Origin of the sequence: Dactylosporangium sp. NPDC051541, from assembly GCF_044454505.1 — a bacterium.
In the GTDB taxonomy this organism is placed as follows: Bacteria; Actinomycetota; Actinomycetes; order Mycobacteriales; family Micromonosporaceae; genus Dactylosporangium.
Window position 1 is genome coordinate 561,487 of sequence record NZ_JBITDU010000004.1, and the last position, 24,486, is coordinate 585,972.

The following is a 24,486-nucleotide window of genomic DNA, read 5'->3' on the forward strand; positions in this document are numbered from 1 at the left end:
TGGCACTCATTGCAAACTTGCACTGAGTGCGAGTACGGTTCGATCCATGACGCCTTCAGTGCTCATCTCCGGCGCCGGCGTGGCCGGCACCACCGCCGCCTACTGGCTCGCCCGCAACGGCTACCGCGTCACCGTCGTGGAGCGCTCGGCCGGCCAGCGCTCCAGCGGCAACCCGGTCGACGTGCGCGGCCCGGCCCTGCCCGTCGCCCGGGCCATGGGCGTGCTCCCGGCCCTCAAGGAGCGCGCCACCCACGCCGAGGGCATGCGCGTGCTCGACCGAGCCGGCCGCACCGTCGCCCGCCTGCCGATGCAGACCGAGCCCGACGCGCTGGAGATCCCCCGGGCCGACCTGGCCGCCGTGCTCGTCGACGCGGCCCGCGAGCACGCCGACTTCCGCTACGACGACTCGATCACCGCCCTGTCCGCGGACCCGTCCGGCGTCGACGTCACCTTCGACCGCGCCGCCCCTGAGCGCTACGACCTGGTCATCGGCGCCGACGGCCTGCACTCGGCCGTGCGCCGCCTGGCCTTCGGCCCCGAGTCCGACCTCGTCCAGCACCTGGGCGTCTGGGTCGCGACCCTGCCCTTGGGCGAGCCGGCCGACGACCCGCGGCACGCCCTCATGTACAACGAACCCGGCCGCCTGGTCTCGATCCACCCGTCGAGCGGCGACGCCCTGGTCGCCTTCATCTTCCGCGGCCCGGCCCGCCCCACCCTCGACCACCGCGACACGGAGTCCCACCGCCGCATCGTCGCCGCGGCCTACCAGGGCGCCGGCTGGCGGACCCCGGAACTCCTGGCCAAACTGCCCGGCGCCGACGTGTACTTCGACGCCGTGAGCCGGGTCCACCTGCCCACCTGGACCACCGACCGCATCACCCTGGCCGGCGACGCCGCGTCCTGCGTCTCCCTGTTCGGCGACGGCTCCAGCCTGGCCATGGCCGGCGCACACACCCTGGCCACGGCGCTGGCCGCAGCCGGCCCCGACATCGCGACGGCCCTGCGACGCTACGAGGCCGACCACCGGGTCCGCACCGACGCGAAGGTCCGCCGAGCCGCCCGCGCCGCCGCCCTGGTGGTCCCGAAGACCCGCCTGGGCCTCGCCGTCCGCAACGCGGGCGCCCGCCTCATGACCCGCGGCGCGTAACCACGGCCACGAGCCCGGCGCCGCATCGTGCGCTCTCAGTCCTTCGGTGCGACCCGGATGCGGTTGCCGTCCGGGTCGGCGGCGAGGAAGGTCAGGCCGAACCCCACATCGTGCGGTTCGCGCAGGATCGTGACGCCCTTGGACTGCCACCGCTCGAAGATCGCGGTGATCTCGTCGGGGCGTCCGCCCTCGACGGCCAGGCAGACCTCACTGGCGCGGGGGACGGCCGGCGCCAGATCCTCGAACTGGCCGGACCACAGCGCGAGGCTTGCGCCGGGCCCGAGGTCGAAGGTGATGTACCCCGGCGTCTCGAGCGAAGGACTCAGGCCGAGGAGATCGCCGTAGAAGCGAGCCGCGGCGGGCGCGTCGTTCACGTAGACGATGGACACGACGGATGTGCTCATGGTTGTTCCTTCTCGCTGGTCGTAGGTGTTCGTCCGCCAGCCTGGCCGGGATATGCGCCGCATCCTGTCGCAATTTCCTGAGAACCTTGGCGGGTGACCCCGGACCGCTTCTTCGCCCTGATGCTGCTGCTCGAATCCAGGGCGGGCGCGACCACACAGGAGCTCGCCACCGCGCTCGGGGTGTCGCTGCGAACCATCACCCGGGACCTGAACTGGCTCCGGGACGCCGGTCTGCCGGTGACCGCGCACCGGGGCCGGCTCGGTGGCGTGGCCATGCTGCCCGGGTCCGGGCTCGACCTCACGCGGCTCACCCCCGGCGAGCGTGATCAGCTCTCGCTCATCGGGCTGGACGAGCAGCAGCGCACGGAGCTCGACGCATCGGTCGAGAGCCGGCGCGCGCTCGCCAAGATCGCCGCTACCCGGTCACGACGCGGGCCGGAGCTCCTGCCGCTCACCGATGTCGTGCACGTGGACAGCCGCCCCTGGCTCCAGACACATGCTTCCGGCCCGACGCCGGCCGCGCTGATCGGCCCGGTGCGGCGCGGCCGGCGGCTGCGGATCGTCTACGACAGCCCGCGTGAGCCGCGCCCCAGCGACGTGGTCGTGGACCCCTACGGCCTGCTCGCCAAGGCCGGCGTCTGGTATCTCGTCGCCGACTGCGCCCGAGTGCCACGGATGTACCGGCTCGAACGGATCACGGCCTGGAACGCGGTCGACCGGCCACGAAGAGTCCGCCGGGACCAGACCCTGGCCACCGTGGCGGCGGCGCTCGTCGACCAGTGGGCACACAGCCACGCCATCGAGGTCAGCGCCACCGTCGACCAGACCCAGATCGAGCGAGCACAACGGATCTTCGGCCTGCGACTCGTCCGGGACGACGATGCGGCATCCGCCACCGGCCACCAGGTGACCATTCGCTTCATGCGTCTCGAGGACGTGCGAGCATTGCTGCCGTTCGGCAGCGCCATCACGGTGCACGGCCCGGCCGAGGTCAGGGCTCATCTCCGCGCCCTCGCCACCGACCTCGCCCGCCATTATGGGCCGGCACCGACGTCCTGACTCCCGCCGGCGGCAGTCCGTGCGTGGCGGCCTACCGCCCGCCCGCGGGAGCGCCCTCCAGGTTGGCGGTCATGCGCCGCAGCACCTCGACGGTGGCGAGGTACTCCTCGCGCCCGACGCCGTCGACGAGCCGGCTCCGGGTCACGTCGACGTTCTCGGCGATCGTGGCCCGGGTGGCCTCCCCCGCCGCCGTGAGCGCGTAGAGCCCCGCGTCGTTGACGACCAGCGTCCGGCGTTCGAGGTCGCGTAGGACTTCGTCCGGCGCGATCTCGCCCGGACCCCAGAACGGCCGCAGCGCCGCAGCCAGCCCGGCTTCGTCGCTCGGCCCCTCGTGGAGATAGTTCATCGTCTGCCAATGCCGGCGGGCAAGGCCCTCGGCGGCGAGCGTGGAAGCGATCGCCGCCTCGATCGCGGCATCCAAGCGCTTGAGCCAGTACCCGATCGGATATCCAGCGGGCCCGCCGGTCGCGCGTCCCAAGGAATATCCTGTTGGCCCTTCGGTCGCCATCACGCCCCCAGTAGATGTAATTTAGCAACTAGATGTCAAAGAGTATGCATTGGAAGTGTCATGCCGCGCAAGCACCCCAGCAGTGAGCGGGTCCACGACGACGAACACGTCAAGGCCGTCGAGCGCGCCATGGTCGCGATCCGCAGAAGCCAGACCCGGCGCGCGCTGACCCGCCTCGCGGAGCAGCGGGACGACGCCGAGCACGCCGGCGTCGTCGGCAACGCGGCCGTGGACGTCCTCGACGCGATCGCGGCCGCGGAGCAGGCCGGCACCCCGGCCACCGTCTCCGGGGTCGCGGCCACCCTCAACGTCGATCAGCCGAGGGCGAGCAAGCTCGTGGCCGCCGCCGTCGAGGCCGGCCTGGTGCGCCGGGAAGCCGACCAGGCCGACGGCCGTCGCACGGCCCTCGTGCGAACCGAGCGCGGCAACGCCCTCTTCGAGGAGATGCACCGGTTCCGCCGCTCGATCTTCGCCGCGGCGATGTCCGACTGGCCCGACGCCGACCGCGCGGCGTTCGCCCGGCTCCTGACCCGCTTCGTCGAGTCCCTGGCCGGCATGACCGGCAACGGTGGCGTCCAGTGAACGCAGCGCGTGATCGTCACCGACACGGAGACCGGCCCGTCCAGGTCGACCATGAACATCCGGCCGTCGCCGCGACTGGCGACCGGCCGCGCGAGAGACAATTCGTGCGTGGGTGAGTCGGGCCGGCCGTGGCGCAACACAACGCACGACTGGGACAGCGACGTGGATGCCGAGCACCTGGCCGAGGTTCGCCGGCATCCGGCGAGGTTCGCTCCCGGCGGCGTGATGCACCTGATCCTTGAGGTCATCGCGTGTGCGGCCGACGAAGCCGAGACCGCGACCGCGGGACGGTGCGTTGTCACGCTGCACCGGGACGGCTCCGTGTCCGTGGCGGACGACGGGCGTGGGACCGACACTCGCTACGACGAGCAGGGCCGGGCGCTCGTCACCGCACGACCGGTGTCAGTACCGGACCTGGTTCGGCTGACCCGCGCCGCCTGGCCCCATCTGACCGTGGAGATCGTGGACGAGCGGGGCCGACCGGGATGATCTAGCCTGGCGGCCATGGCGTCCTGGGCGACTCGACCGGCCACCGCGGCGGACGTCGAGGCGGTGGCCGAGCTGCGGGCCGTGGTGCTGCGGGCCGACCTGCAACGGCTCGGCCGCTACGACGAGCACCGCGTCCGGCAGCGGCTGCGCGACGCCTTCGAGCCGGCCCACACCCGCGTCATCACCGTCGACGGTGCCTTCGCCGGGTGCGTGGCGCTGCGCCCGGGCGGGGATGCACACTGGCTGGAGCACTTCTATCTGGCACCGTGGGCGCAGGGCGCCGGCATCGGTACCGCGGTCCTGCGCGACCTCCTCGCCCGCTGCGACCGCGACGGCACCCGGCTGCGGCTCAACGTGCTGCGCGGTAGCCCGGCCCGGCGGCTGTACGAGCGGCACGGCTTCGCCCTCGTCGCCGAGGACGCGGTCGACGTGTTCCTGGTGCGTGAGCCCGTGGACGTGCTCGCGCTGATCCGGGAGCCGGCGGCGGACGTGTGACGGAGACGTCCGGACGGACGTGTGGCGGAGACGTCAGGCGCGGAGCTGTTCGTTCATGATGAGGAAGGCGCCGAGGCCGTGGGTGTCGTTCACGCGGCGGAGGCGGGCGTAGTAGTACGCCTCGTCGCCGACGTTGGTGCCCTCGCAGATGTCGACGATCCGGGTCAGGCCGTCGGTGCCGATGGACAGCTGGCCGAGCACGCCCTGGTAGCCCTTCGCCGCCACGGGCTGGAACTCCGCGCCGAGGTAGCCGCGCTGGACGCCGCGCGAGAGCATGAAGGTGAACATGGCGGAGCAGGACGTCTCGCGCCAGTTGCGGGCGTCGGTGCTCGTGTTCACGACCTGATACCACATCCCGGTCCACGCGCCCTGGTAGCGGCGGTAGCCCTCGGCGAGGTGGCGGACCATGTCGATCAGGGCGGCCCGCCGCGGGTGGCCGGCCGGGAGGATCTCGAGCAGTTCCACGGCGGTCATGCCGAACCAGCCGATCGCCCGTCCCCAGTGGACGGTCGAGCGGCCGCCGTTGGCCTTCGCCCACGGCGCCGAGCCGTCCTCGTCGTAGGCGTGGAACAGCAGGCCGTTGTCCGACTTGAGGTGCTTGAAGTAGACGGCCATGTTCTTGCCGGCCTCTTCGTAGCAGTACTGGGCATCGCCGAAGGTGCGGCCGTACAGGACCAGGAACGGCAGGGCCATGTACACCCCGTCGCACCAGAGCTGGCCCTGCAGGCCGACGTTGTGGATGAGGGCGCCGTCGGTGGTGCGCGGGTAGGTGGTGAAGCGCTGCCGGACCTGGTCGGCGGCGGTGCGGTACTTCCGCAGCCCGGTCTCGGTGTAGAGCAGGGGCAGCAGCTGCGCGGGGCGGATGGAGTCGAGGCTGTTGAACGCGTTGCTGATGCCGCTGTCGGTGACGAACCGGTCGACCCACGCCTTGATGTAGTCGAAGTACTTCGACTCGCCGGTGCGCCGGTAGAACAGGTACTGGCCGTAGAGGTACAGCGCCTTGTGGTATTCCCAGCCGCCGAAGGTGGCGGGCGTGAAGCGGGCCATCGTCGAGTCGATGACGGCCCGTGAGACGTCGTCGGGCCGGTCGGCCGCGCGGGCGGTGCCCGGCAGCGCGAGGGTGCCGAGGGCGGCGGCCGATCCGGCCAGGACCGCGCGGCGGGACAGGTGCATCGGGTGGCCCTTCGCGAGTTACGAGGAGGTGACGGCCAGGTCGGTGAGCTCGGCGTCGCCGGTGGTCCAGCCGGGGACGGCCACCGCGACGTACCGCGCGGTGCGGGGCCCCGTGGTGAAGGTGGTGTAGGTCGCGCCGTCGGTGGAGGTTTCGACGCGCGCGGTCCGGCGGGTGCCGGCGGTCCAGGTCAGCACGACGTTCGCGACCGGGAGGGCCGCGCCCAGGTCGACGACCATCCGCCCGCCGGGGCCGGGCCGCCAGGCGGTGCCGGGATCGCCGTCGACGGCGCGGGACGGCTCGCCCATGCCGGCGGGCAGCGGCGAGGTGGGGAACGTGGTGCGGCCCCGGGCCAGGTCGGTGCTCGGGGTGACCGGCCCGGTGACCGGCACGGCGAGGCTCCGGGTCGCCCCGGCCGGCACCTGCGCGCGGGCCGACCAGGCGCCGGCGGCGAGCACGACGTCGACGGCCGCGCCGGTGGGTGCGGTGACGGCGACGTGGTGGGAGTCGGCGACGTTGAACCGGGTACCGGCCGGGGCGCGGCCGGTGACGGTGAAGCGGGCGGGCCGCACGGCACCACCGCCGGCGGGGACGGAGGCCGTGAGGTCCAGGCCGCCGTCGGTGCGAACGACCGAGACGCCGCGGTACAGCCGGTCCCCCCGCGGCAGCGCCAGCACGACCCCGTTGAGGGCGGTCGCGGAGAGGTTGATCAGCGTCAGGTACCCGTCGGCGTCGCTGAGCCGCAGGGTCGCCGGCCCGCCGGTGGGCAGCCGCCGGCTCGCCGCGGCGGCCAGATCGGTGCCGGTGCCCGTGTACCCCTCGATGAGCGTCGCGGCCGGGACGGTGACGAGCGCGGCCGACACCGTGATCGGGCCGCCGGCGCCGTGCGCGACGAGCCCGGCCCGGCCGTCGATGCCGGTCCAGGCACCGAGCGCCACGGTCGCGGGGGCGGTGGCCGCGGTGGTCCAGGTCGTGCCGTCGGTCGAGGTCTGGATGACGTACGACGTGGCGTAGGCGGCCTCCCAGCGCAGCCGGACGCCGGTGAGCTGGACCGGGGCGCCCAGGTCGACCGCGAGCCAGCTGTCGGCGCGGCCCCGCTCGGCGACGGCGACGGCCCATCGGGTGGCGTTGTCCCCGTCGACGGCGTTGGCCACCGGGTACTTCGGGTCGGCCGACGACGCGGTGACAGTACCCCCGCGGGCTCTGTCATTGTTCCCGGCGTCGAGGGCCTCCAGGGCGAACAGCGAGTAGCCGTACTGCGTGGCCGCCGACCTTCCGAGGAAGCGCACGTGACGGGCGGTCCGGGCGGCGAAGCCGAGCTCGTCGGTGCCGCCGTCGCCGATCCCGGCGGCGGGTGTGACGGTGCCGGCGGCGCCGGTGAAGGTGCGGCCGCCGTCGAGGCCCGGCACGCCCGGCATGGTGAGGTTGAACAGGGTCAGCGCGGACGGGCCCGGGCCGGTGTAGACGACGGTGCCGGTGGGCAGCGTGGCGTAGCCGGCCCACCCGGCGGCGGTCTCGAGCACCGTGACGGTCGCGTCGACGCCGTCGCGGGCCGCGGTGTAGGCGGCCGTCCAGGTCCGGGCCGGCGCCGCCGTCTGGGCCGGGAGGAAGGCCGACGCGCGGGTGTCGATCAGCCAGTTGTCGTGTCCCGGCTGCCACAGGAAGCGCACGAACCCGGGCTTGGTGACGGCGGCCGCGAAGCCGGTCGCGGTCTGCTGCGCGGTCAGCCCGGTGCCGGGGCCGAAGTCGCGGACACCCGCGGCCGCGGCGAAGAATTCGGCGCTCGTCACCGGCGGCACCGGGGCCGGGCGCCACCGGTGGAACAGGTAGGCGATCGCGAGCTCGGCGCGGGCCTCCGGCTCGTACTTCTCCTCCCCGCTGAACTTCGTCAGCCGGTTCGCGGGGGCGTACTGCAGGTACGGCATCAGGCGGGCGGTCAGGTCGGCCTCGGCCCGGGCGGCGTGCGGGTCGCCCTGCACCTGCGCGAGGAACGCGAGGGGGAGCACGTCGCGGCCGTACAGGTGGTAGCGGTCGGCGACCATCGGCATCACGGGCTCGCCGGCGTCGCCGGCCAGCAGCCGCAGGGTGGCCCACAGCTCGCGCCCGCTCGGCTGGTTGGTGAGGACCTGGGGCAGCGGCTGACCGGCGGCGAGGAAGTGCGCGGCCGCGCGGCCCGCGGTGCGCCACAGCTCGGCCTGGTAGTGCGGGTTGGCCGACCCGTGGTTCTCGACCACGAACGTGTCGTACAGGTTGTGCGCGACGTTCAGGGCGCTGATCGGCCGGCCGTCGACGACCGCCGGGTTGGCCCGGTCGGCGGCGGGCAGCCCGCTCGCGTTGGCCGCCCAGAACACGAACCGCTCCCGCCAGCGGGCCGCGTCGGCGTCCCCGGCCGGTGCCCACGCCAGCCCGGGCGCGATGGCCTGGGCGTAGACGCCCATCTCCTCGAGTTTCGTGTCGCCCACATACCCGCCGGCGCTGCCGTTGGGCGACCAGGAGCCGCTGAGGGGGTCGTTGCCCGTTCCCAGCCCGTACGCGTACGCGGCCTGCCCGCGGCCGATCGCCTCGACGTCGGCCCGGGTGGCGGCACTCAGGTCGGCCCAGAGCAGGCGGGCGGCGAGGATGAAATAGAGCTCGAAGGTCGAGTCCCAGAAAAGCTGTTTGCCCCATTCGGTACCGCCCGCAAGCCGGTTGGTCGCCGCGAAGCGGGTGATGGTCGCCAGGGTCTGCTGCCGCAGCGTCGCGGCGTCGACGCCGGCCAGGGTGGCGTCGTAGCCGTCGGTGGTGAGCAGCACGGCATTGCCGAGGACGGCGGCGAACCGGAAGTCGGCGGCCCGGTAGGCGCCGATCTGCGTGTCCCACTGCTGCTGCACCCAGCGTGTGTGCACGAGCAGCAGCCGGTGGTACTCGTCGGCGACGGGGTCCGCGGCCGCGGCCAGACCCGGCGCGGGCAGCACGAGGGCGCCGCCGGCGGCACCGACCAGCGCGAGCAGGGCACGGCGGGTAAGCATGCAGGCCACTGTTCCGGACCTGATTCGCGACCGTCAATAAGGAAAGTTTGCTTATAAAAAATAACCAGCCCGCGGCCGGGACGTATTGGTCACGGTCCGCGCTCTGTACTGTGGGGCGGATGGCCAGGTCCTGGACGTGGGAGTCGGGCTGTTGCTCGCGCCGCGACGGCTGCGGCGGCACGGTCACGGTCACGGTCAGCAGCGCCGGCGACCGCCTGGACTACCGGGGGTTCTGCGGCGACGCCGGGTATGGCGGCGACTACGGCATCGGCAGTCAGGCGATCGGTGACTTCATCGCGAACGGCCCGCCGGTGCCGATGCCCCCGGCGGTCGCCGCCGAGATCCGCGCGGCCGGCCGGCGGTAACGCCCCCACCACCGGCCGCCGCCGTGACGTTCAGGCCTTCCGCCGGCGTGAGCCCGGCCGGGCCCGGGCCGAGAAGTCGGCCGCACTGGCTCGCGCCACCGCGGGTGCGGCCGCGCTCTGGGCCGATGCGGGCTGTGCGGCTGCCGTGCGGCCCGATCCGGTCCGAGCCGACCCGGTCCGGGCCGATGCCGTCCGAGCCGATGCGGTCCGGGCCGGCTGCTGGCCACCGCGCCGACGCCGGCCGCCGCCGCCCGCCGGTGCCTGGCGGGCCGAGCCGGCCGGTTCGGACGCGACCGGCGCCACCGGCGGGACCAGCGTGCGCTCGCCCGGGGCCAGGGTGCGCAGCAGCGCGTCGCCGGGCCGCAGCCGGGTGGTGGTCGCGGCGATGCCGGCCTTGCGGGTCAGCTCCCGGACGTCGGAGGCCTGGCCGTCGGTCATCAGCGTGACGACCGTGCCCGGCGCGCTGGCCCGGGCGGTCCGGCCCGACCGGTGCAGGTAGGCCTTGTGCTCGGCCGGCGGGTCGGCGTGCACGACCAGGGCCACGTGCTCGACGTCGATGCCGCGGGCGGCGATGTCGGTGGCGACCAGGGTCCGCACGTCGCCCTCGGAGAACGCCCGGAGGTTGCGGCTGCGGGCTACCTGGGCGAGGTTGCCGTGCAGCTCCACGGCGGACACGCCGGCCTCGACCAGCCGCCGGGTGAGGGCCTTCGCGCCGCGCTTCGTGCGCGTGAACACGACGGTCCGCCCGGGCGCGGCGGTCAGTTCGACGAGGACGGGGAAGCGGTCGTCGGCCCGGACGTGCAGGACGTGATGCTCCATCGTGGCGACCGGCGATCGGGCCGAGTCGACACTGTGCACGGCCGGGTTGGTCAGGAACTGCCGGACCAGGACGTCGACGCTGGCGTCGAGCGTGGCCGAGAACAGCAGGCGCTGCCCGCCGCGCGGGGTCTGCTCCAGCAGCCGCCGGACGACCGGCAGGAAGCCGAGATCGGCCATGTGGTCGGCCTCGTCGAGCACGGTGACCTCGACGGCGTCCAGGTTGGCGCGGCCGGCCGCGATGTGGTCGGCGAGGCGGCCCGGGCAGGCCACGAGGACGTCGACCCCGGCCCGCAGGGCGGCCGCCTGCGGCCCGGCGGCCACGCCGCCGAAGACCATCGCGGTGCGCAGCGACAGGGCCGCGGCCAGCGGCGCCATCACGGCGTGGATCTGGGCGGCCAGCTCGCGGGTGGGGGCCAGGATCAGCGCCCGGGGCCGGCCGGGACGCCGGGGCGCGGCGGAGGCGGCCAGGCGGGTGAGCACCGCGAGGGCGAAGGCGTAGGTCTTGCCCGAGCCGGTGCGGCCCCGGCCGAGCACGTCGCGGCCGGCGAGTGCGTCGGGCAGGGTCGCGGCCTGGATCGGGAAGGGCCGCTCCACCCCGGCCGCGGTCAGCACCCGCACGAGCGGGGCGGGCACGCCGAGGCCGGCGAAGGTGGATTGATCGGTGGTGGTGGTCTGTGCAGGGCGGCGTGCCGCCATAAGGGCTCCGAACGTCAAAGGGGACGTCCCGCCCGGCGCTGACCGTGCGGGTCGCGACGCGCGGCGTGGACATCGAAACCGGCCAGTCGTGGGGAGAGGCCGTAGGTCAAGTATACCTGAACCCGCCACCGACCCCGGATGGCCCGGTCAGCGGCGGTCCTCGGCCGTCAGGGTGAACGAGAACGTCGCGCCGCGGCCGGGCTCGCTCGTGGCCCAGACCTGGCCGCCGTGGCGGTCGATGATGCGCTGGACGGTGGTCAGGCCGATGCCGGTGCCAGGGTACTCCGAGGCGTCGTGCAGCCGGCCGAAGGGGCGGAACAGCTCCTCGGCGCGGTCGGCGGGGAAGCCGGCGCCGTTGTCGCGGACGAAGTACACGCCGCCGTCGCGGCCGATGTCGATCGCCGGGTCCAGGGTGCGGGTGGTGAACTTCCAGGCGTTGCCGACCAGGTTCGTGTAGACGGCCCGGACCAGGTCGCCGTCGCAGGCCGCGGTCATCCCGGCCGTGACGGTCACGTGGATCTTGCGGTCCGGGTCGCGCTGGCGCAGCTCGTCGACCACGTCCTCGGCGAGGGCGGAGAGGTCCACCGGGTGGCTCGAGATCTGGCCGCGGTTGGCTTGGGCCAGCTGCAGCAGCGACTCGATGAGCGCGTTCATCCGGGTCGCCGCGCCGTAGATGCGGGCCAGGTGGGTGGCCGTCTCGCCGGTCGCGTCCTCGGCCAGCAGCTCGCTGTACGACAAAATCGTCTGTAACGGTGAGCGCAGGTCGTGCGACACGGAGCCACTGAACGCCTCCAGCTCGCGGTTGCGCCACTCCAGCTCCTCGACCAGCTCGGCCCGGGCCTCGGCGAAGCGGCGGGCGGCGCGCTCCTCGGCCGCCTCCATCTCGCGGCGGACCAGCTCGTCGCGGATCCGGCGGTTCTGCTCGTGGAGGTGCTGGCGGCGCAGGTGGGCCCGGACGTGGGCGCGCAGGCTGGCGGTACCGTCACCGCGGCGGACGTAGTCGTCGGCCCCGGCGGCGAGGCACTCCAGCAGCACGTCGTCGTGGCCGACGATGATGACCGGCATGTCGCGCAGGCCCGGCACGGCGCGGATGCGGTCACACAGCTCGCGGCCGTCGATCTCGGGCAGGTGCAGGTCGATGACGGTGCAGTCGGCCGGCTGCACGGCCAGCATGGCGAGCGCGTCATCGGCACAGCGGGCGAGCACGGCCTCGTAGCCGTCCTCGTGCATCAGCGCCGTCATCGACTCGAGGTAGCGGCTGTCGGAGTCGACCATCAGCACGCGGGCCGGGCGGGCGCTGCCGGCCTCGGGCGGGGGCAGCGGGAGGGCGGCCGCGCTCTTGCGCAGGATGGCGGCCAGCTTGGCCAGGACGACGGCCAGGTCCTCCTGCTTGCGCACGAACGCGTCCGCGCCCGCCTCCAGGATCTGCAGCTCGGTCGTGTAGTCGACGGAGGCGGTCAGCAGCAGGCACGGCACGTTGCGCAGGGCCGCGTCGAGGCGGATGCGGCGGATGACGGTGGCGCCGTCGATGCCGGGCAGGACGCCGTCGACGATGATGGCGTCGGGCGGGCGTACCCCGGCCACCCGCAGCCCCTCCTCGCCGCTGACCGCGGTGGCCACCTCGTAGCCGGCTTCGACCAGGTGCTGGCGGAGGATCTCGCGGAACGTGCGGCTGTCGTCGATGACGAGCACGAGCCGGCGGTTCTCGCTGTCGGGCGTGTGGCGCAGCAGGTCGCGGGCGCGGGCGACGACCACGGCGGCGTCGTACGGCTTCCCGACGTAGTCGTCGGCGCCGGTGCGCAGGCCGCGGAGCCGCTCGTGGACCTCGGCCTCGGTGGACAGCAGCAGCACGACGGCGTCGGCGTGGCGCGGGTGCGCGCGCAGGCTGCGCAGGAGCTCGACGCCGTCGCCGTCGGGCAGGCGGACGTCGAGGACGGCGACGTCGAACTGCTCGGCGTCGGCCGCCTCGAGGGCCTCGCCGACCCCGGCGCACAGGACGGTGCGGAAGCCGTCGTCCTCGAACGCCTCGTGCAGGTCCATCCGGACGGTGAGGCTGTCGTCGACGATCAGAACCGTGTTCGCCATGCCACCCTCCCCTCGTGCCCGGCGGTCCCGGGGCGCGCGGCCGCACCGGCCAGGGCGCCCAGCCGGCTCCCGATCTGCTCCGGGGGCAGGACTTCGGCGGCGGCGCCGAGGGTGACGGCCTCCTTCGGCATCCCGTACACCACGCAGCTCGCCGCGTCCTGCGCGAACGTGACCGCACCGGCCCGGCGCAGGGCGAGCAGGCCGTCGGCGCCGTCCCGGCCCATGCCGGTGAGCAGGCACCCGGCCGCGGCCCGGCCGAGGTCGGCGGCCGCGGACTCGAAGAGCGTGTCGACGGAGGGGCGGCACGAGTAGCGGGGCGCGGCCGCGCTGAGGTGCAGGTGCCCGCCGCGCACCAGCAAGTGCAGGTTCGGCGGGGCCATGGTGACCCGGCCGGCGAGGGACGCGAGGGCCTCCCCGCCGCGGGCGTAGGCGATGACGAGCCCGGTCTGCTCGGCCAGCCAGCCGGTGAACGCCTGCGCGAAGGACTCGTTGGCCGAGAGGTGCTGGACATACAGCAGCGGCAGCGCGAACCCGGCCGGGAGCGCCCGCAGCAGCGACACGATGGCGCCGGGGCCGCCGGTCGACGCGCCGATGAGGACCGCGCGCAGCGACCCCGCGGCGGACGGCGCGGGCGCGGCCGGGACGGTGGCGGGCGGGCCGGCCAGGCGTTTGGTGACGACGCGGATGCGCGAGACGACCCGGACGGCGGTGCGCAGCCGCTGCCCCCAGGTGTCGTCGGCGGCGTCGCCGCGTGGCTTCTCGAGGACGTCCACGGCCCCCGCGGCGAGGGCGTCGTAGGTGGTGAACACCTCGCGCCGGTCGGCCGAGCAGACCACGAGGATGGGCGTGGGCGCGACCGCCATGATCTGCTCGGTGGCCACGAGGCCGGTCATGATCGGCAGCATGACGTCCATGGTGATGACGTCGGGCCGCAGCCGCCGGCAGAGGTCGACGGCCTGGGCCCCGTCGACTGCCTCGCCCACGATCTCGAAGCCGTCCGCGGACGTCAGGGCCTCGCGCAGGCAGGCGCGGACCGTCGGCGAATCCTCCACGATGAGCACTCTGATCATGCCGGCGCCCCCGCGAGCTCACGGATGTGCCCGAGCAGCTCCTCCTGGTCGAACTCGCTCTTGACCATGTAGGCCGAGGCTCCCGCGGCCAGCCCCCGGCGCCGGTCCTCGGCGGACGCGCGCGAGCTGACCAGGATGGCCGGGACGCCGCGCTGCTCGGGGTCGGCCCGGGTCCGCTCGACGAACGTGAACCCGTCGATGCCGGGCATGTCGATGTCGACCAGGAACAGCGCGTAGCGGCGCCGGGCGGCCCGCTCCAGGGCCTCCTCGGCGGAGGCGGCGAGCTCCACGCGGTACCCCGCCGACTCCAGGATGCTGCGCTCGAGCATGCGCGTGGTGAGCGAGTCGTCGACCACCAGGATCGGGGCCGGCTCGTCGGGCGCGTCCGGCCCGGTCACGGAGGGCGGCGCGACGCTGCCCGCGGCCCCGGCCGACGCGGCCAGGCCGGCCGGGTCGAGCACGATCCGCGGGTTGCCCTCGGCGTCGATGGACACCCCGCCGACGACCGCCGCCGCCGGGGCCAGCTCCGGCAGCGGCCGCACGACCAGCGTCGAGGTGCCCAGGAGCCGGTCGGCGCCGACGGCGAAGATCTCGTCGCCGGCCGCGAGCACCACCGCGACCGCGCGGCCGTCGCCGCCGGCTCCCGACTCCGGCGCGAGGACCCGGGCCAGGGGCAGGAACGGCAGCACCCGGCCGTCGTGGGCCAGGGCCCCGGCGGCGGACGCGGCCGACATCTCGACCTCGGGCAGCAGCACGCAGGTGCGCACGGCGTCGAGGGGCAGCGCGGCGAGGACCCCGCCGGCGTGGACGACCAGCCCGGAGAGGGAGACCAGGGCGAGGGGGACGACCAGTTCGACAGTGGTACCGCGCCCAGGCTCGGTGCTCACCGACACGTCCCCGCCGAGCTTCTCCGCGACGTCGCGGACGGCGTCCAGGCCGATGCCCCGCCCCGAGACGCCCGTGACCTGCTCGGACGTGGAGATACCGCCCTGCATGAGCAGCTGCATGAGCTCGCGCACGTCGGCCTCGGCGCCGGACGGGACCAGGCCCCGCCGCTCGGCCTGGCGGCGCACCGCGTCGAGGTCGAAGCCGCGGCCGTCGTCGCGGCAGCGGAACGCCGCGAACCGCCCGCGGCGGCGGACGTCGACGCTGACCCGGCCCTGCGGCGCCTTGCCGGCCGCGATCCGCTCCGCCTCCGGCTCGACGCCGTGGCTGACCGCGTTGCGGACCACGTGCAGCAGCGCGTTGCCGGCCTGGGTGAGCACGTGCGGGTCGAGGCGCAGGTCGCCGCCGGCGCTGTCGAACCGCACGGTCTTGCCCTCGGTGCTGGCCACGTCGTACACGGCCCGGTGCAGCGTGCTCAGGACCGTCGCCGCGGGGACCAGGCGCAGCCGCTCGGCCCGGCCACGGATGTCGTCGAGCTCGCGGGCGACCTGTTCGACGGTCTCGGTGAGGCGGCGGCCGAGGGCGGTCAGGTCGGCCGCGAGGGCACCGGCCCGGACCGCGCCCTTGTCGCCGCGCAGCTGTTCGGTGAGGGCCTCGGCGGCGCGGCGGACCCGCTCCAGGACGGCGGTGTGGTGGCGCAGCGGGGCGAACCGGGCGTGCGCTTCGTCGACCGCTTCGAGCAGCTCGTCGACGTCCGCGGTGGCGTCGCGGTCCGGCTCGTGCGACATTTCTGACATTTCCGAAATGTCGGCCTGGCCGGCGCCGGCTTCCACCGCCGCCGTCGCCGACGGCACCGGCTGCTCGAGCTCGGCCACCAGCGCCGACATCTGATCCGTGAGCGGCAGCAGATCGCCGATGACCGCCGCGGGCGACCCCCCGTCCCGGTACGGCACGAGCAGTTCCTCGAGCGCATGGGCGAGATCGGCGAGGGCCGCCTGGCGCACCACCCGGGCCGCGCCCTTCAACGTGTGCGCGTGCCGGAGCAGCGCCGCGACCGAGTCCGAGGAGCCGTCCTGCAGCGACAGCACCCCCAGCGCGAGCTGGTCGACCAGCTCGCGGGCTTCGACGCGGAAGTACCGAAGCGGATCCCGATCCGTCATGACGTGCCGTTGTCCGCCGAGACGAGCCGCAGCAACGAGGTGGACAGGCCGGTCAGATGCTCGGCCGTCTGCCGCGTCTGGGTCGCGCTGGTCTCGGTCGCCTGCGTGACCCGGGCGGTGTCGCTGACGGCGACGTTGACCTGCTCGACCGCGGTCGTCTGCTGCTTGGTCGACAGCTCGATCTCCCGGGCCGACTCGGTCGTCGTCGCGACCAGGTCGGCGATCTGCTGGAACGACGCGGTGACGGCGGTGAACTGCCGGGCACCGGCGTCGACGGCCTTGGCCCCGGTCTCGGTCGCCATGACGGTGGTGTTGACGGCGCCGCGCACGTCGTCGATGAGCGCGCGGATCTCCTTGGCGCTGCCGGCGGTACGGTCGGCGAGTTTGCGGATCTCGTCGGCGACGACCGCGAAGCGGCGGCCCCACTCACCGGCCCCGGACGCCTCGATCGTCGCGTTGATGGCCAGGATGTTCGTCTGCTCCGCGAGCTCGGAGACGAGGTCGACCACGCCGCCGATCTGCTGCGAGCGCTGCCCGAGCTCGAGCATGTGCTGCACGATCAGGTCGACCTGCTGGCGGATCGCGGCGATCGACGCGCGGGCCTCCTCGATCGTGGAGTCCCCGGAGCCGGCCGCGGTCGCGGTCTCCTCGGCGATCTTCGCCACCCGCTGGGCCCCGTCGGCGATCTGCCGGGAGGTGATCAGCAGCTCCTCGATGGTCGTGGTGATCTCGCTCATCGCGGTCGCCTGCTCGCGGGCACCGGTCGCCTGCTGGGCCGCCGCGGCCTCCAGCTGGGCCGAGGAGCTGCGGATGTGCCCGACCGTGCCGGCGACCTGGCGTCTGAGGGCGCGGACCAGCAGCAGCCCGCTGACGATGCCGAAGGCGACGGAGACCGCGGCGAGGGTGATCACGGCGGCGATGGCGACGGTGGCCCGGCTCGAGGCGGCGTCCCGGCTCGTGCGCAGGTCCTGGTTGAGCAGCGTGAGCAGGGCGGTGATCTCGCGGTCGACGGCGTCGCGCTGCGGCACGACACTGTCCTCGAACGCCTTGCTGACCTCGTCGAGGTCGGCGCCGGGCTGGTCGCGGCGGACCATGACGTTCTGCAGCACGTCCTGGTGGCGCTGCTCGCCCGTGACGGCCTGGTCGAGCAGGTCGCGCTCCTCGGGGGTGGCCAGCACGTCGCGAATCCGCCCGGAGGCGTTGGCGAACTGGTTGCGGGCGGCGGTGATCTGCTGGCTGTAGCGCTGGTCGCCGGTGAGCAGGTACGCCCGCCCGGCACTGCTCTTGGCCTCGACCGCGGTCCGCAGCTCCTGGGCCGCGGCCAGGCCCTTCACGCCGACGTCGATCACCTTGTCCTTGCCCTCGACGACGGTGGTGAGGGCCCAGATCGTCACCACGCCGGTGATCGTCGTCAGCATCGTGGTGACCACGAAGCCCAGGCCGAGCCGCTGTCCGAACGTCCACTTTCGCGCCATGTCGCTGCCTATCGATCCTCATTGAAGCGGGTCACGGCCTCGACCGCGGCCCGCACGGCCGACCGCACGGCCGGCACGTCGACGATGGGGCGGGCGCCGTCGGGCAGCGGGACGATCCCGCGCAGGCACCCGTGCGGGCCGTGCCCGTTGGCCTCCTCGATCAGCCCGTCGCTGGGGATGCGCAGGTGCCCGTCGAGCTCGGCGAAGGCCAGGGCGACGGGTGGGGTCCCGGCCGCGAGGACGAGCCAGCGCGGCCCGCCGTCCAGGGGTGTGCCGCCGGTGCCGAGCACGGCCGCGAGGTCGTAGACGGGCACGATCGCGCCGCGGAAGCCGGCCACGCCGAGCAGGGCGCTCAGCGGCCCGGGGAGCCGGGTCACGGGCCGGTCCGGGAAGAGGCCGGCGGCCTGGGTCAGCCGCAGCGCGTACCGCACCCCGCCGGCCCGGATCGCGAGGAGGTCGTCGTGCCCGGCGACGGCGCTGCGGGGCGGGTCGGCGAACGAGCGGTCGAACTCGTCGCGCAGTTCGGCGAGGCGCCGCTCCAGGCGCGCCGGCTGCGGGGCCGGCGCCGTGACGGTCACGAGACGGCCGCCAGCTCGGCCCGGCACAGCGCGATCAGGGCGCTGCGCCCGAACCCGCCACCGAACAGCGCGATGCGCTCGTCCGTCTCCAGACGCAGCAGGTGTACCGCACTGTCGAGCTCCTGCTCGGCCGTCCGCCGGTCGCCGAGGCGCCGCGCGAGCAGCCCCAGCCGCAGCCGGGGCATCGCGAAGTCGGGATCGAGCTGCGCGGCCACGCGGTGGTGGTGCCGGGCGGCGTCGTGCTGTTCGTCGCCCTCGTGGCAGTCGGCCAGCAGCTGGTGGGCGTCGGCGTAGAGCGCGTCGCGCTCCAGCAGCCGCCGGCACAGCTCCGCCGCCCGCCCGGTGTCGCCGAGCCCGACGAGCAGGCAGCCGCGCACCAGCCAGGTCTCGGGCCGGTCGGCCTCGGCGCCGGTGATCGCGTCGAGGACCTGCAGCCCCTCGCCGAACCGCTCCTGCTGCAGCAGCGCCAGGGCCCGCTCCCGGGGCCGGGGTCGCACCGCCGGATGCGGCTCGAGGACGCGCTGCGGCCGCTCCTCGCGCTCGTAGTAGAAGGTGCCGTGGGAGTGGTGCACGTGCAGGCCCTGGGGCCGGGCGCCGAGGGTGTCGGTGTGCCCGAGGAACAGGTACCCGCCGGGGGCCAGGCTTCTGGTGATGCGCTCGATGACCGTGCGGGTGGTGTCGGGGGTGAGGTACATGAGTAGGTTGCGGCAGAACACCACGTCGTAGAGGCCGGGCGCGAACAGGACGGGGTCGTCGCGGGCCACGTTGTGCTCCACGAACCGCACCCGCTTGCGCAGCCGGGCGTCGATCTCCACGCCGTCGCCGGCCGCGCGGAACCACTTGAGCCTCGCGTTCTCGGGCGTCTCGCGCAGCGACCACTCGGAGTACCGGCCGCTCATCGCCTTTCGCAGTGCGCCCCGGTCCACGTCGAGTCCGATGATGGTCGTGTCCCAGGACTCCGGGACCCGGCCCGCGACGACCATCGCCAGGCTGTAGGCCTCCTCGCCGGTCGAGCAGCCGACGGAGAGCAGCTCCAGCCGCCGCCGCTGGGCCTGCGCCCGCAGCCGGGCCGGCAGCACGATGTCGGCGAGGGCCTCGAACTGCTCGACGTTGCGGAAGAAGTACGTCTCGTTGACCGTCAGCATCTCGGCGAGGGCGGCCAGTTCGGCGGTCCAGGCGGTGGTGAGCCGGTCGAGGTACCCGCGGTCGGTCAGCCCGTGCTGCGTCGCCCGCTGCTGCAGGACCTCGCCGAGCAGCCCGTCCTTCTTGTCGTCGAACGCCATCCCGAGCCGCTCGGCGAGCAGGGCCCGCAGCCGCTGGACCGAGTTCGCGCCCTCACGCCGCGGCACGGAGACCACCTCCGGCCGGGTTGAGGAACAGCAGCGGCTGCCCGTCCAGCACACCGACGGCGTCGATCAGCGCGCCGCCGTCGGGCGCGGGGTGGGCCGCGGAGCGCGGCACGGAGCGCACGCCGAGGACGGGGCCGGTGGCGAACGCGACGGTACCGCTCGGCGCTTCGACCGTCACGAACCGGCTGGGCTCGCTCGCGTAGTCGCCGAGCAGCCGGGCGGTGTCGATGACGGGGACGGCCGCGCCGCGGATCACGGCGACGCCGAGCAGCCCGCCACCGGCGTCCGCGAGGGGCTGGACCGGCAGTGGCCGCACGGTCTCGACGACGTCGGCGAGCGGCAGCGCGCACAGCAGCCGCCCCACGCCGAAGATGAGCTGGTCCTGCATCCCCCGTCACCGCCCTTGATCACCCGCGCTGGCCACAGGATATGTCGGCAATCGCGGCATTTGCTGGTTTTGCGGGAACCACTGCGCCCGATAGGCTGCCGTTTCGTGACCGCAGAAGACGAGCCCACGCACCGGCCGGCCGCGCGCATCGTGTGCCTCGACGCCGCACAGCGGGTGCTGCTGCTGCATTGGCGGGACCCCGGTGACGGCACGTGGCTGTGGGAGCCGCCGGGCGGCGGGATCGACCCCGGCGAGACCCCGTTCGACACGGCCCGCCGCGAGCTGACCGAGGAGACCGGCCTGGACCCGGCGGCGGTGCTGGACCGCCACGTGGTCGTCGAGCGTGACATGTACTGGAACCGTCAGCACAAGGTCGGCCCGGAGCAGTTCTTCCTGGCCCGCCTGGACGGCGACCGGCCGCCGCTGGGTCAGACCGCGCTGCTGCCGGACGAGGTGGGCAGCCTGCACGGCCACGCCTGGCTGGACCCGGCCGGCCTCGACGCCCTCGAGGGCCGCCTCGAGCCGCCGGAGCTGCGCGCGGTCATCGCGGCACTGACCGGGCCGGACGGCCCCGGCCCGTGGTCGGGTTTCAGCGCGGCGATCTGATCAGCAGGCTCGCCACGACGTCATCGGGCCCGGCCGCTTCGTAGAGGTGCGGCACGTCGGCCCGGAACGAGACGTGCTCCCCCGCACTCGCACCGATCGGCGCGCTCTGGGGGCCCGTGCGCAGCACGCCGCGGTACACCGTGATGTGCTCGGTCACGCCGGCCGCGTGCGCCGGTGAGTGCTGCGCGACCCCGGGCCGCACCAGCATCCAGAACAGCTCGAACGTCACGCCCCCTTCGTCGAAGACCTCGAGCAGCGTGGCCGTCACGGCGGCCCCGCGGACGTCCACCGCGGCGGCGGGCGGATCCCCGGGATGCAGAACCAGAGCCGTCAGTGGTACTCCCAATGCTCCGGCGACCGCGTAGAGCGTCTCGAGCGTCGGGTTGCGCGTCCCGTGCTCCAGCCCCGACAGGGTCGCCTTCCCGATCCCGGCCGCCCGCGCGAGCGCGGACAGCGAGAGCCCCCGCTGCTCGCGCATCCGCCGCAGCCGCTCCCCCACACTTGTCGCGCCCGCGTCCATGTGGTTATTGTGGCGTTCCGTTTACGGAACGATCCGCGAAGGGGCGTCTTCACTTTCATGCGCCGCGATCTCCTCCCCACCGTCCTGGCGGGCCTGGTGAGCGCCGTGGTCGGCTACGCGAGCTCGTTCACGGTCGTCCTGGCCGGCCTGCGAGCCGTGGGCGCAACCCCCGCCCAGGCCGCCTCGGGCCTCCTGGCCGTGTGCGTGGCGATAGCCACCGCCGCCGTGTGGCTGAGCCTGCGCTACCACATGCCGATCGCGATCGCCTGGTCCACCCCCGGCGCCGCCCTCCTGGCCGCGACGGGCCCGGTCCCGGGCGGCTTCCGGGCGGCGGTGGGCGCCTTCCTGATCAGCGCCGCCCTGATGGTCCTGACCGGCCTCCTGCCGTGGCTGACGAGGGCCATCGCGGCCATCCCCGGCCCGATAGCCGGAGCCATGCTGGCCGGCGTCATCCTGAACCTGTGCCTGGCCCCCGTGCACGCGATGGTCGACCTGCCCCTCCTGGCCACCCCGGTGGTCCTGACATGGGCGATCCTGTTCCGCTTCGCCAGGCAATGGGCAGTCCCGGGCGCCCTGCTGGCCGCCGTGGCCGCGATCGCCGTACACGGCCCCGGCGGCTCCCTGGCCGACGCCGCACTACGCCCAACCCCGGTCCTCGTAACACCAACCGTGAACCTGTCCGTGGCGGTAAGCCTGGCGATACCCCTGTTCCTGGTCACGATGGCCGCCCAGAACGTCCCCGGCCTGGCGGTACTGGCCACCAACGGCTACACCCCACCCCTACGCCCCATCCTCATCACCACGGGCCTGGCCTCAGCCCTGGCCGCCCCGTTCGGCGGCCACGCGGTCAACCTGGCCGCCATCACCGCCGCCCTGACCGCCGGCCCCGACACCCACCCCGACCCGGGCCGCCGCTGGGTGGCGACGGTCGCGCTGGGCACCGGCCAGCTGGCCCTGGGCCTGGGCGCCTCCCTGGCGATGGCCCTGGTCCTGCTCTCCCCACCGATCCTGGTCGTCGCCGTCGCCGGTCTCGCACTCCTACCCGCACTCGGCTCCGCGCTGGCCTCAGCCGTCACCGAGCCCGAGGGCCGCGAGGCCGCGGTCGTGACGTTCGTGGTGACCGCGTCGGGCACAACAATTTTGGGCATCGGCTCCGCGTTCTGGGGCCTCCTGACCGGCGGCCTGACCGCCCTCCTCCTGTACCGCCGCCGCCGGCCCGAGCCCGCTCCAGCCCGGAACCCGACCGCGCCCACCGAGGCCCCAGCCACCCGCTGACCCACGATGACAACGCTCGAACCGGTACCGCCGACGGCGCCGCACCGGCCCGGTGGTTGCCACGCCGCTGGGCATGCTCGGCCGCGCACTCGGCCGGACCGAGGACCCGAGCCTGGTCGACGACGACGAGGAGGGCGAGGAGTTCCGGGACGAGCCAGGTGGGAAGAGCGAGCCGCGGTAGCACCGGCCCGGGGAGTCTCAGCGGCCGGTGACGCCGTCGATGAGTTCGCGGAGGATGTCGGCGTGGCCGGCGTGGCGGACCGTTTCGCTGGTCAGGTGGGCCACGACCCAGCGGGCCGTGCGGGGTTCGCCGTTCACCGGGTTCGCGCTCAGCGTGTCCAGGCTGCCGACCGCCCGCAGGCGGGTGTCGCTCGCGGCGATCGCCGCGCGATACGCGGCCACGACGTCGGCGGCGGACCGGTCGGGGGCGACCAGCATGTCGAACGAGACGTCGGCGTAGTCGGGGTCGCCGCCCAGAGTGTGCCCGATCCAGTACCGCTCGGCGTCCGTCAGATGCTGCACCAGCCCCAGCAGCGTCGTGTCGGACACGACCAGGCGGCGGCGGAGCTGCTCCTCGTCCAGGCCGTCGAGTTTCTTCAGCACGCACGACCGGGCGAAGGTCAGGAAGGCCAGGGCGGTGTCGGGTTCGCCGGCATCGTTGAGCGGGACCCGTTCGCGCTGTGACTCGAGCACGGCGCTCAGGCTATCGCGTTGGGGGTGAGGCGGGCGGCCCGCATGGCCTGGGCGTCGTCCACGGGGTCGGCGGAGGTGGACCAGCGGCGCCACCATTCGTCGTCGGGGAGTTCGCCGGAGGCGCGGACGAACGCCGACAGCATCGTCAGGTCGCGCGGGGCGGCGGTGAGGCCGGCGGTGCGCGCGATGGTGGCCAGTTCGGTGCGGCGGGCCTGCATCACCTCGCCGACCAGGTCGCGGCCCTGGGGGGTCAGGCCGAGCCAGATCGAGCGGCGGTCGTTGTGGCGGTGGAAGCGGTGGATCAACGACTTGCGGACCAGGCGGTCGCACATGCGGGTCAGGGTGGACGGGGCCACGCCGAGTTCGCGGGCCAGGACGGCGCTGCGCTGGGGGCCCTGGCCGGCCAGGGCGACGAGGGTCCGGTACTGCGGCAGCGTCACGTCCGCGCCGAGCGTCGCCAGGTTGCGGGCGGCGATCGCGACCATGGTGCGGCTCACCGCCAGTAAGGCCTCGACAAGCGGATCGGTCGTTGTCACGGGCGCCATCGTTGCACGGCCGGGGCGGCGCGCGGGGCCCTTGAGTGGGACTCGCCGGAGCAATCGGGGCAAATCGCAGAAGTCATGGAAGACAAAAGGGGGCCGCTTGCCTTAGAGTGTTGCGGGTTTATTGCACACCTGCAAGCAACTGGGGAGCCGGATGGAGCTCGCGCGCATTCTGCTGGTCGAGGACGACGCGGGCGATGTGGCCTACACCCTCGACGAGTTCCGTGAGCATCGGCTCCGCAACCCGCTGACCGTGCTCGGCGACGGGATCGCCGCGATCGAGTACCTCGAGCGCCGCGGCGCCTACCCGGACGCGCCCACGCCCGACATCCTGCTGCTCGACCTCAACCTGCCGGGCGTCGACGGGCGCGTGGTCCTGGACCGGGTGCTCGGCAACCCGCGGCTGCAGCACATGACCGTCGTCGTGCTCACCGGCTCGCCCAGCGAGGAGCAGCTGCTGCGCGACTTCGGGGTGCCGGCCGAGTACTACTTCCGCAAGCCCGTCGACTTCGCCCAGCTCGCCGCCCTGATCCGCGGGGTCGACCAGTTCAGCATCGTGGTCGACAAGGTCAAGGCGCGATGAGGCTCGCGTAGTCCGCGGCGGTCAGCAGGCCACTGGTCAGCGCCCCGTCCCCGCGCGGCACCTCCATCGTCCGCCCGGCCTGCGCGAACTGCACACCCACGATGTCGGCCCGGGCGGCCAGGGTGCACACGATCTGCCCGTACGCCAGGGTCTCGTCGTTGCGGATCGGGTTGTCCACGGAGAGCCCGACGACGGCCGTGCCGCTGCGCAGCTGCACCCCGGTGATGTAGGACGTGCCGGCCAGGGCGCTGTCGAGCCGCGATTCCCGCTCCTGCGCGGTGGGCCCGGTGACGAGGTCTTCCAAAACCCTTTGCGCCGACGGTACCGCCGACACCCGCCGATCCACCGGGACGAGCTGATTGTCGCGGACCATGAACAGCCGCTCGACGACCGAACCCGGTGAAGCGGGAGCCATCGGCCCCTCATAGGACCCGATCGTCACGGAGGGCTCGATCGGCCGCGGGTCCCGGTCGGTGGGCACCCCGCACCCCGGCAACACCAGCACAGCCAGGAGCGCCGACACATACCGGAGCT

The 24,486-nt window shown here is 73.9% G+C and carries 25 protein-coding genes; 9 read left to right on the forward strand and 16 right to left on the reverse strand.

Going from position 1 to position 24,486, the window contains the following annotated elements:
• The first annotated feature begins 46 nt into the window (after positions 1-46).
• Positions 47-1,147 carry an FAD-dependent oxidoreductase gene (locus ACIA8L_RS22100; RefSeq protein WP_395907322.1) on the forward strand — a complete coding sequence of 367 codons (1,101 nt, stop codon included), beginning with the start codon at positions 47-49 and terminating at the stop codon, positions 1,145-1,147.
• A 35-nt stretch (positions 1,148-1,182) separates the two neighbouring features.
• On the opposite strand, the gene ACIA8L_RS22105 is transcribed toward ACIA8L_RS22100, so the two are convergent.
• Positions 1,183-1,551 carry a VOC family protein gene (locus ACIA8L_RS22105; protein WP_395907325.1) on the reverse strand — a complete coding sequence of 123 codons (369 nt, stop codon included), beginning with the start codon at positions 1,549-1,551 and terminating at the stop codon, positions 1,183-1,185.
• 93 nt (positions 1,552-1,644) lie between these two features.
• Here ACIA8L_RS22105 and ACIA8L_RS22110 point away from each other — a divergent pair, with 93 nt between their 5' ends.
• A complete protein-coding gene (locus ACIA8L_RS22110) occupies positions 1,645-2,610 on the forward strand; it encodes a helix-turn-helix transcriptional regulator (protein WP_395907328.1) in 966 nt (321 codons plus the stop codon).
• A 31-nt stretch (positions 2,611-2,641) separates the two neighbouring features.
• Here ACIA8L_RS22110 and ACIA8L_RS22115 read toward each other — a convergent pair whose 3' ends face one another.
• Positions 2,642-3,088 carry a hypothetical protein gene (locus ACIA8L_RS22115; protein WP_395907331.1) on the reverse strand — a complete coding sequence of 149 codons (447 nt, stop codon included), beginning with the start codon at positions 3,086-3,088 and terminating at the stop codon, positions 2,642-2,644.
• A gap of 90 nt (positions 3,089-3,178) precedes the next feature.
• On the opposite strand from ACIA8L_RS22115, the gene ACIA8L_RS22120 reads away from it, so the two are divergent.
• From ACIA8L_RS22120 to ACIA8L_RS22130, 3 genes are all read left to right on the forward strand, one after another.
• On the forward strand, positions 3,179-3,700 hold the full coding sequence (locus ACIA8L_RS22120; RefSeq protein ID WP_395907333.1) for a MarR family winged helix-turn-helix transcriptional regulator: 522 nt from the start codon (positions 3,179-3,181) through the stop codon (positions 3,698-3,700).
• Between the two features lie 108 nt (positions 3,701-3,808).
• Positions 3,809-4,189, forward strand: a complete 381-nt coding sequence (locus tag ACIA8L_RS22125) for a hypothetical protein (RefSeq protein ID WP_395907335.1) — start codon at positions 3,809-3,811, stop codon at positions 4,187-4,189.
• Between the two features lie 15 nt (positions 4,190-4,204).
• Entirely contained in the window at positions 4,205-4,684 is a 480-nt protein-coding gene (locus ACIA8L_RS22130) for a GNAT family N-acetyltransferase (protein WP_395907337.1), read from the forward strand.
• 33 nt (positions 4,685-4,717) lie between these two features.
• Here ACIA8L_RS22130 and ACIA8L_RS22135 read toward each other — a convergent pair whose 3' ends face one another.
• Both ACIA8L_RS22135 and ACIA8L_RS22140 read right to left on the reverse strand, forming a co-directional pair.
• Complete coding sequence (locus ACIA8L_RS22135) at positions 4,718-5,857, reverse strand: glycoside hydrolase family 105 protein (RefSeq protein ID WP_395907339.1); 1,140 nt, start codon at positions 5,855-5,857, stop codon at positions 4,718-4,720.
• Between the two features lie 18 nt (positions 5,858-5,875).
• Positions 5,876-8,863 (reverse strand): discoidin domain-containing protein, encoded by a 2,988-nt coding sequence (locus ACIA8L_RS22140; RefSeq protein ID WP_395907341.1) that lies wholly within the window; start codon positions 8,861-8,863, stop codon positions 5,876-5,878.
• Positions 8,864-8,982: 119 nt separating this feature from the next.
• On the opposite strand from ACIA8L_RS22140, the gene ACIA8L_RS22145 reads away from it, so the two are divergent.
• The gene (locus ACIA8L_RS22145; protein WP_395907344.1) at positions 8,983-9,228 is read left to right on the forward strand and encodes a hypothetical protein; all 246 of its coding nucleotides are present in this window, start codon (positions 8,983-8,985) and stop codon (positions 9,226-9,228) included.
• Positions 9,229-9,258: 30 nt separating this feature from the next.
• On the opposite strand, the gene ACIA8L_RS22150 is transcribed toward ACIA8L_RS22145, so the two are convergent.
• From ACIA8L_RS22150 to ACIA8L_RS22185, 8 genes are all read right to left on the reverse strand, one after another.
• Positions 9,259-10,743 (reverse strand): DEAD/DEAH box helicase, encoded by a 1,485-nt coding sequence (locus ACIA8L_RS22150; protein ID WP_395907346.1) that lies wholly within the window; start codon positions 10,741-10,743, stop codon positions 9,259-9,261.
• Between the two features lie 147 nt (positions 10,744-10,890).
• A complete protein-coding gene (locus ACIA8L_RS22155; RefSeq protein ID WP_395907349.1) occupies positions 10,891-12,828 on the reverse strand; it encodes a response regulator in 1,938 nt (645 codons plus the stop codon).
• The gene (cheB, locus tag ACIA8L_RS22160; protein WP_395907352.1) at positions 12,810-13,898 is read right to left on the reverse strand and encodes a chemotaxis-specific protein-glutamate methyltransferase CheB; all 1,089 of its coding nucleotides are present in this window, start codon (positions 13,896-13,898) and stop codon (positions 12,810-12,812) included. The genes ACIA8L_RS22155 and cheB overlap by 19 nt, the downstream gene beginning before the upstream one ends.
• Complete coding sequence (locus ACIA8L_RS22165) at positions 13,895-15,943, reverse strand: response regulator (protein WP_395907354.1); 2,049 nt, start codon at positions 15,941-15,943, stop codon at positions 13,895-13,897. The genes cheB and ACIA8L_RS22165 overlap by 4 nt, the downstream gene beginning before the upstream one ends.
• Positions 15,940-17,418, reverse strand: a complete 1,479-nt coding sequence (locus ACIA8L_RS22170) for a methyl-accepting chemotaxis protein (RefSeq protein ID WP_395907356.1) — start codon at positions 17,416-17,418, stop codon at positions 15,940-15,942. The genes ACIA8L_RS22165 and ACIA8L_RS22170 overlap by 4 nt, the downstream gene beginning before the upstream one ends.
• A gap of 8 nt (positions 17,419-17,426) precedes the next feature.
• Entirely contained in the window at positions 17,427-17,996 is a 570-nt protein-coding gene (locus tag ACIA8L_RS22175) for a chemotaxis protein CheW (RefSeq protein ID WP_395907359.1), read from the reverse strand.
• Positions 17,993-19,345 carry a CheR family methyltransferase gene (locus tag ACIA8L_RS22180; protein ID WP_395907361.1) on the reverse strand — a complete coding sequence of 451 codons (1,353 nt, stop codon included), beginning with the start codon at positions 19,343-19,345 and terminating at the stop codon, positions 17,993-17,995. Before ACIA8L_RS22180 ends, ACIA8L_RS22175 begins: the two co-directional genes overlap by 4 nt.
• Positions 19,332-19,733, reverse strand: coding sequence for a chemotaxis protein CheW (locus tag ACIA8L_RS22185; protein ID WP_395907363.1), 402 nt, complete (start codon positions 19,731-19,733; stop codon positions 19,332-19,334). The genes ACIA8L_RS22180 and ACIA8L_RS22185 overlap by 14 nt, the downstream gene beginning before the upstream one ends.
• Positions 19,734-19,838: 105 nt before the next feature.
• On the opposite strand from ACIA8L_RS22185, the gene ACIA8L_RS22190 reads away from it, so the two are divergent.
• Positions 19,839-20,339: an NUDIX hydrolase gene (locus ACIA8L_RS22190; protein WP_395907365.1), complete on the forward strand. Its 501-nt coding sequence runs from the start codon at positions 19,839-19,841 to the stop codon at positions 20,337-20,339.
• Here ACIA8L_RS22190 and ACIA8L_RS22195 read toward each other — a convergent pair.
• Positions 20,323-20,859 (reverse strand): helix-turn-helix domain-containing protein, encoded by a 537-nt coding sequence (locus ACIA8L_RS22195; RefSeq protein WP_395907367.1) that lies wholly within the window; start codon positions 20,857-20,859, stop codon positions 20,323-20,325. The genes ACIA8L_RS22190 and ACIA8L_RS22195 overlap by 17 nt on opposite strands.
• A 57-nt stretch (positions 20,860-20,916) precedes the next feature.
• Here ACIA8L_RS22195 and ACIA8L_RS22200 point away from each other — a divergent pair, with 57 nt between their 5' ends.
• Complete coding sequence (locus ACIA8L_RS22200; protein WP_395907369.1) at positions 20,917-22,134, forward strand: benzoate/H(+) symporter BenE family transporter; 1,218 nt, start codon at positions 20,917-20,919, stop codon at positions 22,132-22,134.
• 198 nt (positions 22,135-22,332) lie between these two features.
• Here ACIA8L_RS22200 and ACIA8L_RS22205 read toward each other — a convergent pair whose 3' ends face one another.
• Both ACIA8L_RS22205 and ACIA8L_RS22210 read right to left on the reverse strand, forming a co-directional pair.
• On the reverse strand, positions 22,333-22,827 hold the full coding sequence (locus tag ACIA8L_RS22205) for a DinB family protein (RefSeq protein WP_395907371.1): 495 nt from the start codon (positions 22,825-22,827) through the stop codon (positions 22,333-22,335).
• A 5-nt stretch (positions 22,828-22,832) separates the two neighbouring features.
• Positions 22,833-23,363, reverse strand: coding sequence for a MarR family winged helix-turn-helix transcriptional regulator (locus tag ACIA8L_RS22210; protein WP_395907373.1), 531 nt, complete (start codon positions 23,361-23,363; stop codon positions 22,833-22,835).
• A 160-nt stretch (positions 23,364-23,523) separates the two neighbouring features.
• Between ACIA8L_RS22210 and ACIA8L_RS22215 the strand changes: the two genes are divergently transcribed.
• On the forward strand, positions 23,524-23,952 hold the full coding sequence (locus ACIA8L_RS22215) for a response regulator (RefSeq protein WP_395907375.1): 429 nt from the start codon (positions 23,524-23,526) through the stop codon (positions 23,950-23,952).
• Here the strand turns inward: ACIA8L_RS22215 and ACIA8L_RS22220 are convergent.
• On the reverse strand, positions 23,939-24,475 hold the full coding sequence (locus ACIA8L_RS22220; protein WP_395907377.1) for a GerMN domain-containing protein: 537 nt from the start codon (positions 24,473-24,475) through the stop codon (positions 23,939-23,941). The two genes, ACIA8L_RS22215 and ACIA8L_RS22220, sit on opposite strands and share 14 nt — an antisense overlap.
• Positions 24,476-24,486: the final 11 nt, after the last annotated feature.